The sequence below is a fragment of the Kitasatospora sp. NPDC024654 genome (genome assembly GCF_055559155.1).
The window spans coordinates 138,741-147,188 of record NZ_JBVHLF010000002.1 but is presented as its reverse complement, the minus strand read 5'-3'; the positions used below and the strand labels follow the sequence as shown (position 1 = coordinate 147,188).

Annotated in this window: 7 protein-coding genes; 3 read left to right on the top strand and 4 right to left on the bottom strand. The window is 73.9% G+C overall.

Annotated features, from left to right (window positions below):
- Window positions 1–170 precede the first annotated feature (170 nt).
- From ACZ38L_RS01895 to ACZ38L_RS01885, 3 genes are read right to left on the bottom strand one after another with little or no spacing between them, the layout of a single operon-like run.
- On the bottom strand, window positions 171–965 hold the full coding sequence (locus ACZ38L_RS01895) for an ATP-binding cassette domain-containing protein (protein WP_465688272.1): 795 nt from the start codon (window positions 963–965) through the stop codon (window positions 171–173).
- A 7-nt stretch (window positions 966–972) separates the two neighbouring features.
- Window positions 973–2,085, bottom strand: a complete 1,113-nt coding sequence (locus tag ACZ38L_RS01890; protein WP_465688270.1) for a sugar ABC transporter substrate-binding protein — start codon at window positions 2,083–2,085, stop codon at window positions 973–975.
- A gap of 45 nt (window positions 2,086–2,130) precedes the next feature.
- Entirely contained in the window at window positions 2,131–4,431 is a 2,301-nt protein-coding gene (locus ACZ38L_RS01885; RefSeq protein WP_465688268.1) for a SpoIIE family protein phosphatase, read from the bottom strand.
- Window positions 4,432–4,770: 339 nt separating this feature from the next.
- On the opposite strand from ACZ38L_RS01885, the gene ACZ38L_RS01880 reads away from it, so the two are divergent.
- From ACZ38L_RS01880 to ACZ38L_RS01870, 3 genes are read left to right on the top strand one after another with little or no spacing between them, the layout of a single operon-like run.
- Entirely contained in the window at window positions 4,771–5,691 is a 921-nt protein-coding gene (locus ACZ38L_RS01880) for a hypothetical protein (protein ID WP_465688266.1), read from the top strand.
- A 5-nt stretch (window positions 5,692–5,696) separates the two neighbouring features.
- Entirely contained in the window at window positions 5,697–6,359 is a 663-nt protein-coding gene (locus ACZ38L_RS01875; RefSeq protein WP_465688264.1) for a hypothetical protein, read from the top strand.
- The gene (locus ACZ38L_RS01870; RefSeq protein ID WP_465688262.1) at window positions 6,343–7,182 is read left to right on the top strand and encodes an inositol monophosphatase family protein; all 840 of its coding nucleotides are present in this window, start codon (window positions 6,343–6,345) and stop codon (window positions 7,180–7,182) included. The genes ACZ38L_RS01875 and ACZ38L_RS01870 overlap by 17 nt, the downstream gene beginning before the upstream one ends.
- 1 nt (window position 7,183) lies before the next feature.
- Here the strand turns inward: ACZ38L_RS01870 and ACZ38L_RS01865 are convergent, their stop codons facing one another.
- Complete coding sequence (locus tag ACZ38L_RS01865; RefSeq protein ID WP_465688260.1) at window positions 7,184–8,374, bottom strand: ArsB/NhaD family transporter; 1,191 nt, start codon at window positions 8,372–8,374, stop codon at window positions 7,184–7,186.
- Window positions 8,375–8,448 lie beyond the last annotated feature (74 nt).

Sequence of the window (8,448 nt, the reverse complement as noted above, 5' to 3'; positions counted from 1 at the left end):
GACGACCAAAAACGACCCGGGCTCGCCTCCGCCCGCCCCGCACCCCATCCCACCGAGCTGCCCCCCACCCCCCCACCCCCCCCCGCCCGGCCCCCGGGCGGCGGCGGGCCCGGCGCGGGCGGCGTCGCGGGGCGCGGCGGAGGAGGGGCTCCTGGACCTTCCGGTGCTCTTCACAGGGTCGCCTCCCAGGGCCGGGTCTTGCGGTGCGTCACGGCGTTGTCCGTGGCACCGGTGATGGAGGAGACGATCTGCTCCTGCGAGGTGGTCGGCACGTCGAAGAAGCCGTTGTTGCGGCCCAGCCGCAGCACCGCGACCTTGTCCGCGATCGCCTTGACGTCACCCAGGTCGTGGCTGATCAGCAGCACGCCCCGGCCGTGGTCCCGCAGCCGGTCGATCAGGTCGAGCAGGTGCGCGGTCTGCGAGACGCCCAGGGCCGCGGTGGGCTCGTCGAGGATGAGCAGTTCGGGCTCGCTGAGCAGTGCCCGGGAGATCGCCACCGTCTGCCGCTGGCCCGCGGAGAGCGAGGCGACCGGGACCCGCACGCTGGGCAGGTGGGCGGAGAGGCTGTCCAGGAGGTCCATCCTCCGGGTCCGGCGCTCCATCGCCACCTCGTCGAGCACGCCGGCCACGCAGATCTCGTGGCCGAGGAAGATGTTGCCGACCACGTCGAGGCTCTCGCACAGCGCGAGGTCCTGGTAGACGCTGGCGATGCCCAGGGTCTGGGCGTCGTGCGGGCTGTTGATCCGGACCGGCCGGCCGTTCCACTCGATGACGCCCTCGTCGGCCGGGTCGACCCCGGTGATCACCTTGACCAGGGTGGACTTGCCGGCGCCGTTGTCCCCGACCAGGGCCACCACCTCGCCGGCCTGGATGTCCAGTTCGACGTCCAGCAGCGCCTGGACGGCACCGTATCTCTTGCAGATGCCGCGCAGTGACAGCACCGGGGTGGGTGCCACCTGAACCAACTCCTGCCTAAGCGGTGGTGAGTCCGGCTTTCTGGCAGTCGGGCACGAGTTTCGGTGTGCAGATCTGGTCGATCGTGTAGGGACCGTTGTCGACGACGGCACTGCGGATGGTGCCGATGGTGACCGGGACCGGGGTGCCCAGGACGGCCGGGATGTCGTTGCGGGTGTCGTTGGCGACCGTGCTCGTGGCGATGCCGTTCAGGCTCTGGCCACGGCCCAGCGCGACGGCCATCTCCGCGGCGGCGTTGGCCTCCGAGGCGAAGGACTTGTAGACGGTGACGTACTGCTCGCCCCTGACGATCCGCTGCACCGCCGCGAGGTCGGCGTCCTGCCCGGTGATCGGGGGCAGCGGTCTGATGTTGGCGGCCCTCAGGGCGGCGAGGACGCCGCTGGCCAGGCCGTCGTTGGCCGAGTAGACGCCGTCGATCCGGTTCGCGCCCAGTTGGGCGATCGCGGCGGACATGTTGCTGAAGGCGTTCTCCGGGATCCACCCCGCGGTGTAGTACGACCGGCCGATCTTCACCTTGCCCTTCAGGACGGAGAGCGCCCCCTTCTGCAGGGCCGAGGTGTTCGGGTCGGTGGGGTCGCCGTTCATCATGACGATCTGCGACTCGGGCGCCTTCGGTCCCATCGCCGTGACCAGCGCCTCGGCCTGGAGCCGGCCGATCTGCTCGGAGTCGAAGCTGGAGTAGGCGGAGACCGGGCCTTCGGCGAGCCGGTCGTAGGAGATCACCGGGACGTGCGCCTTGTACGCCGCGACGACGGAGGAGCGCATCGCCTTGTGGTCGACCGGGTCGATGATCAGCGCCCGGACCCCGTTCGCGATCATGGAATCCACCTGCTGCTGCTGGGTGGCCACGTCCGCCGAGGCATTGGCGTAGCGGACCGTGCATCCGCCGCACAGCTGCTTGACCCTCTGCTCGATCAGGGGTCGGTCGGCGGTCCCCCAGCGAGCCGTGTGGGTGTCCGGGAGCAGCAGGCCGACGGTGAAACCGCCTCGCCCCGAGGCACCGGCGCCCGAACCGCCGGCCGTGTCCACCGTCGCCCCGCAGGCCGCGAGACCCGCGGCCAGCGACAGGACGGTCGCGGCGACGGCGCTGCGACCCAGGTAGCTCTTCATCCGAGGGGCCTTCTAGCCACTGGAACCAGCCGACGAAAAGACGGCCTACCCAGCCGATGGTAGTCGCCCCGAGTGAACGACGGGCTCGCGCGCCGGCAGCACGATCTCGCTCCACACCTGCTTGCCGCCGCTGAGCGGAACCGAACCCCAGGCCGCCGACATCGCCTCCACCAGCAGCAGCCCCCGGCCGCCGGTCGCCTCCCAGTCGACGCTGGCCGGCTTGACCGGGGCCCGCGGTTCGGAGTCGCTCACCGCGATCCGCAGCCGCTCGCCGGCGAGGGTGAGGTCGAGCCGCACCTCGCCCTGGGTGTGTCCCATGGCGTTGGTGACCAGCTCGGAGACGACCAGCAGGATGGTGTCGGTCTCCGCCGTCACGCCCCAGGAGCGCATGGTGCGGGCGGTGAAGCGGCGCGCGTGCATCACGGCGTCCGGGAGCCGCCAGGCGGCCCAGCCCGCCCGCAGCGGCCGTGCCGTCGTCCCGTCGAAGCGCAACAGCAGCAGCGCCACGTCGTCCTCGCGCTGCTCGGCGGCGCCGACCAGGTCGTCGGCCATCCGTTCCGCGTCGGACGGGTCGGCGGCGGCGAGCAGCGCGCCCACCCGTCGCAGGCCGTCCTCCAGGCGCAGGCTCGACGACTCCACCAGGCCGTCCGTGAGCAGCACCAGGACCGTGCCGGGAGCCAGGCCCACCATGGTCATCGGGAAGTCGGTGTCCGCGAAGACACCCAGCGGGGGACCGCCCTCGACCGCGACCTCCGCGGCGCCGCCGTCCGGGGCGCGCAGCAGCGGCGGCAGGTGGCCGGCCCGGACGAACCAGGCGTCGCCCTCCTCGAGGTCCAGCGTGACGTAGCAGCAGGTGGCGAAGGTGTCGGTGGCCATCCCGACGAGGAGGCGGTTGGCGTGCGAGACCACCACGTCGGGCGGGTGGCCCTCCACGGCGTAGGCGCGGATGGCGGTCCGGATCTGACCCATGATCGTCGCGGCCTCGGCGCTGTGTCCCTGCACGTCCCCGACGACCAGCGCGACGTACCGGTCCGAGAGCGGGATCAGGTCGTACCAGTCACCGCCCACGTCGAGGCCCGTCGTCGCGGGCAGGTAGCGCGCGACGGCCGCGCAGCCGGGAACGGTCGGAAGCTTGCGGGGCAGCATGCCGCGTTGCAGCGTGTCGGCGAGTTCGCGCTCGGCGTCGAGGGACCGGACCCGGGCCAGCGCCTGCCCGGCCAGGCCGGCGGCCGCGGCCAGCAGGGAGCGTTGCTCGGGGCCGAACTCCCGCGGCTCGTCCCAGCCGAGCAGGCAGCCGCCGACCAACTGGTCGTCGGCCGGGAGCGGCAGGACGGCGAGGCCGCCCGGGCCGACGCCGGGGGCGCGTTCGCCGTCGGCGGTCCACAGGCTGAGGCCGCCCTGGCGCAGCGCGGCCTCCAGAACGGGCGGCTCCGGCGCTCCGGGCCAGTCGGCGCCCCAGCCGAAACGCCAGGCCTCGGGCCGCTCGGCGTGGTACTCGAAGACGGTCACCCGGTCGGCTCCCAGAGGCTCCCGCAGCGCGGTCGCCACCTCCCGGCCGACGTCCCGGGCGGTCCGCGCACTCGCCAGCGCGGCGGTCAGCCGCTGGACGCAGGAGACCTCGTCGTGCCGGGAGCGCAGCGGACCGGCCTCGGCGAGCACGGCCAGCACCCGTTCCGGCCGCCGGCCGCCGTCGCCGCCCACCACCCGGTGCCGCAGGCGCAGCCAGCGCACCTCACCGGTGGGCCGGCGGATCCGGAACTCCAGGTCCCGGTCCTCCCGGGGCACCCGATCCGGCGCGAGGACGGCCATCAGCGCGGGCAGGTCCTCCGGTACGGTCACCGTGAGCAGAGCCTCCACCCGCCCGTCGAAGCCGTCCCGGGCGATGCCCAGCAGGTCCAGCGCCGGCCCGTCCGCGTCGATCCGCCCGGTGTCCAGGAGCAGGGTGAACGAGCCGACCGTCGTGGAGTCCAGCGCGGCGCCCGACTCCGCGGCCCCGAGCCGCGCGGCGACCTGGCCGGCGTACAGCTCCAGCAGGGCGCGCCGGTCCGGAGTGAACTGCTCCCCGGCGCGCTCCACGATCACCAGGCAGCCCGGCCGCCCGGTGTTGATGGGCACCGCGCCCAGGGCGGCGTCGATCCCGTCCCGGGCGGCGGCCTCCGCCGGGGTCAACCACAGCGGCCGGCCGGAGCGGAAGGCAGCGGCGACCGGCGAGCGGCCGGCCAACGGGTAACTCGGTGCCAGGCTGTCCACCGCGCCGGCCCCGTCCCCGGCGGTCTCGGCCAACCGCAGCTCTCCGGCGTCCTCGTCCAGCACGTAGAGAGCAGCAAGCGCAACCCCGGTGAACACCAAAACCTGCTCCGTCGCAATCCGCAGAGCCTTCCGACAACGTCATTATCGCCGCATATCAGGGCCCACGCGCAGGCGTCGCGGGGCGCCCGCCGGCCTGCTCCACCCTCCGTGGCGCGCCGGTGGCCCGTGGTGTTCCCCGCACCTGCGCACGGCCCGCCGGGGCGCACCCGCGCCCCCGGTGGGCGCGGTCCGGCAAGGGCGGCCCGAACGGTGTGACGTTCCGTCAGCCCACCTGTCCGAAACGTCGATTGGCCCCCTGGCGGATGATCTCCCGGCGCTCCTACCATGGCCGCGGGAGGCGATGTGGGAGGGACCACGAGGGAGCCGGGGCGCCGGTTGGAGAACGCGATCGCCTGGGCGATCAGGAACTCGGACGGGGTCGTCGCGTTCAGCGGTGCCGTCGTGGTGGGCCTGCTCGACATGCTCGGGGACGCCGTCCCGCAGAACCTGGTCTCGGGCGCGATCCTGCTGGTGCTGGCCGCGCTGGTGTACGGGTCGCTGGCCGAGCGCCGGCGCCGGGTGGCGGACATCCGGGAGGCCACCGACGGCACCAGGCGCGCGCTGGAGAGCCTGACGGCGATGCGCGAGCTGGCCGGCTCGGAGGTCGAGCAGGCCCTGGCGCGGGCCCGGCATGACACCGACCGGTGGGTGTTCAAGGGCGGCACCGGGACGTACCTGCGGGCGGTCACGCTGCCCGCGTGCGTCGAGGAGGCGCAGCGCCAACGCCGGTCGCTGACGGTCAAGATAGACATCGTGCACCCGGGCGACGAGCAGGCCTGCGCCGCCTACGCCCGGTTCCGGCAGACCTTCGCGCACCGCACGGACCGGGACCGCTGGACGGTGGAGCGGACCCGCAAGGAGTCCTTCGCCACCGTGCTCGCGGCCTGCTGGTACCGGCAGCGGCTGGACACCCTGGAGATCGACGTCCACCTCTCCTCGGTCGTGCCGACCCTGCGCTTCGACCTCTCGGCCTCCTGCCTGATCATCACCCAGGACGACCCGAGCCGGCTGAGCCTGTACGTGGACCGGAACCGGCCGCTCTACGACTACTACGCCACCGAACTGCACCACCAGCGGGAGCAGGCGGCCAAGGTCGACCTCCGGGACGCCGAACCGCTCAGCGACGATCCGACGGTCGACGAGGCGCGCCGGCTCTTCGACCGGCTGCGACTGCCGCTGCCCCCCGACTTCGACGACCGGGACGTCGGCGAGGTGGTCGACAAGGCGCTGCGGGCCGAGAACCCGTACCGAAGGTGATCACCGTGGACTTCAGTCTGCTGGAGCGGGTCGCCGGCCGTACGGCGGCCTCGTCCGAGCTGCCCGACCTGGTGGCCCGGGAGCTCGAACCGATCGCCTCCGGTGCCCGGCGGCTGAACGCGGTCCGGCACCCGCTGGGCTTCCTCTGCCTGCCGATCCTGCGCGACGGCGCCCTCGGGGTGTGCGTGCACATCTTCGAGCCCACCGGTCCCGACCCCGGCGATCCGGACCTGACCGTCGTGCACTGCCACAGCTGGCAGTTGACCAGCAGCGTGCTCTACGGGGAGATCGGCAACCTGCGGGTGCGGGTCTCCGACGAGACCGATCGGCCCACCCACCGGGTCTTCGAGGTGATCAGCGGCAGCTCCGGAGTGGACGAACTCCACCCGACCGCACGGCTGGTGCGCAGCGCGCCGGGGGCCGAGCACACCAGCGGGCGGGGCGAGACGTACACCCTGCCCGCGGGGGAGTTCCACACCACCGTGCTGCCGGCCGGCGGCGCGGCGGCCACCCTGGTGCTCGCCCGGACGCTGCCCCGGGGGCGCGACCTGATGCTCGGCCGGATCGACGCCCCCGCCCACCGGGTGGTGCGCCGGACCTGTGACAGCGCCCAGACCGCCCGGATCGCCCGGGCCTGCGCGAGGAGGATCCATGAACCCGCGTCCTGACCCGCCGAGCGAGTTCGCCGTCGAGTGCCGGATCGCGGTGGACGCCGCGGAGGAGGCGGGCACGCTGCTGCGTTCGCGGTGCCGGCAGGACTACGCCGTCCGGCCCAAGGGCGATCGGGGCGACGTGGTCACCGATCTGGACCTGCTGGCCGAGCGCCTGGTGGTGGGTCGGCTCCGGGAGCACTTCCCGCTGGACCGGATCCTGGCCGAGGAGGCCGGCCTGCTGGAGGGCGAACGCCCCTCCCGCACCTGGCTGGTGGACCCGCTCGACGGCAGCAACAACGTGGTGATCGGCCTGCCGGCCTACGTGGTCGGCATCGCCCTCTGCGTCGACCGGCGACCGGTGCTCGGCGTGGTGCACGACCCGGTGACGCTGCGCACCTGGCGGGCGCTGAGCGGCTGCGGCGCGTACGGCCCGCACGGGCGGCTCAGCGCGCCGGTCCGCCCGCTGCCGTCGTCCGGCCCGGTGCTCGCCTGGACCCAGGGCCACGCCGTCCCGCGCGACGACCCGGCCGCGGGCGCCCTCAAGTCGGCGCTGGAGTCGGGCGCGCGGCGACTGCTCCAGCTGTGGGCGCCGCTGCTCACCTGGTCGATGCTGGCCCGTGGGGACATCGACGGCTTCGTCGGCTACCGCCCGGAGGAGATCGACCTGCCCGCCGGCAGCCTGCTCGCCGCGGAGGCCGGGCTGGACGTCCGGGCGCTGGACGGCGGCGGCTTCAGCCACCGGATCGGCCTGCCGGACACCGAGCGCGGCTTCGTCGCCGGGCGGCCGGAGGTCGTGCCGTACCTGCTCGACCTGGTCGCCCAGGCGCGGACCAGGTGACTCAGCCGGTCACGACCAGCGCCGCGGTGGCGGCCAGCACCGCGCCGACGGCCAGTACCGCGCCGGTGGCCGCCGCGCCGCGGAACGGCACCCGGACGCCGAACGCGCGGCAGCGCTCGTACCAGATCAGGGTGGCCAGGGAAGCCCAGGGCAGCACCAGCGGGCCGACGTTGGTGCCGATCAGCAGAGCCAGCAGCTGCCGGTGGTTGCCGACCGGCACGGCGGCCTCACCGGCCAGGTAGACCGGCAGGTTGTTCAGCACGTTCGACAGGCCCCCGCCGACCAGCGAGGCGCGGAACATCCCCGTCGGCCCGTCGTCCGTGCCGATCGCCGCGGCCAGCAGCCGGTGCAGCCCGTGCACGTCCACGGTCTGCACCACCAGGAACATCCCCGGCACCAGCACCAGCAGCCGCCACGGGACCAGCGACGGTCGCAGCGCCGCGGGCCGCCGGACCGCGAACGCCACGACCACGACCACGGCCGCCGCGCCGGAGGCCGCCCAGAGCGGCAGGTCGGCCAGGAGTATCGCGGCCAGGAAACCCGCGCAGGCCAGCGCGCAGACCCGGAACAGCACCGGATCCGCCGGCCGGTGCGGCGCCGGCGGCGCGTACCCCGGCGCCCCCCGCCGGCCGCGCCGCCAGTAGAACAGCCACAGGCAGGCCATGGTCACGGCGATCGCGGCCAGCTGCGGCGCCCACATCACCGCGGCCAGACCGGTGGGCGAGAGCGCGACCCGGTTGGCCGCCAGCAGATTGGTCAGGTTGGACACCGGCAGCAGCAGGCTCGCGGTGTTGGCCAGCCAGACCGTGGTCATCGCCAGCGGCACCGGCGCGATCCCCACCCGGGAGGCGAGCGCCAGCATCACCGGGGTGAGCAGCACCGCCGTGGTGTCCAGGTTGAGCGTCACCGTGGTGAGCGCGGCGAAGCCCACGCACAGCACGAACAGCGCGGCGTAACTGCCCCGCCCGGCCCGCGCCACCCCGGCCGCGACCACGTCGAACACCTCGGCCTCGCTGGTGAGTTCGGCCAGCACGATGACACTGCCGAGGAAGGCCAGCAGCGGGCCGACCCGGGCCATCGCCGATCCGGCGGTCGGCGCCGGCAGCAGGCCGGTGGCCAGGAACAGCAGGCCGCAGCCGAGCAGGCCCACGGCCACCCAGTCCAGTGTCTGCAGACGTCTCAGAGACAACACAGCCGACAGGATCGCACACGCTCGGCACCGGGGCACCGGGCGGACGATCCCGGTGGTGATCCCGGCGTTACCGT

Excerpts from the sequence above, each read along its gene's own strand:
- ACZ38L_RS01870 (WP_465688262.1), top strand. The coding sequence starts at position 6,343 with ATGAACCCGCGTCCTGACCCGCCGAGCGAGTTCGCCGTCGAGTGCCGG.
- ACZ38L_RS01890 (WP_465688270.1), bottom strand. The coding sequence starts at position 2,085 with ATGAAGAGCTACCTGGGTCGCAGCGCCGTCGCCGCGACCGTCCTGTCG.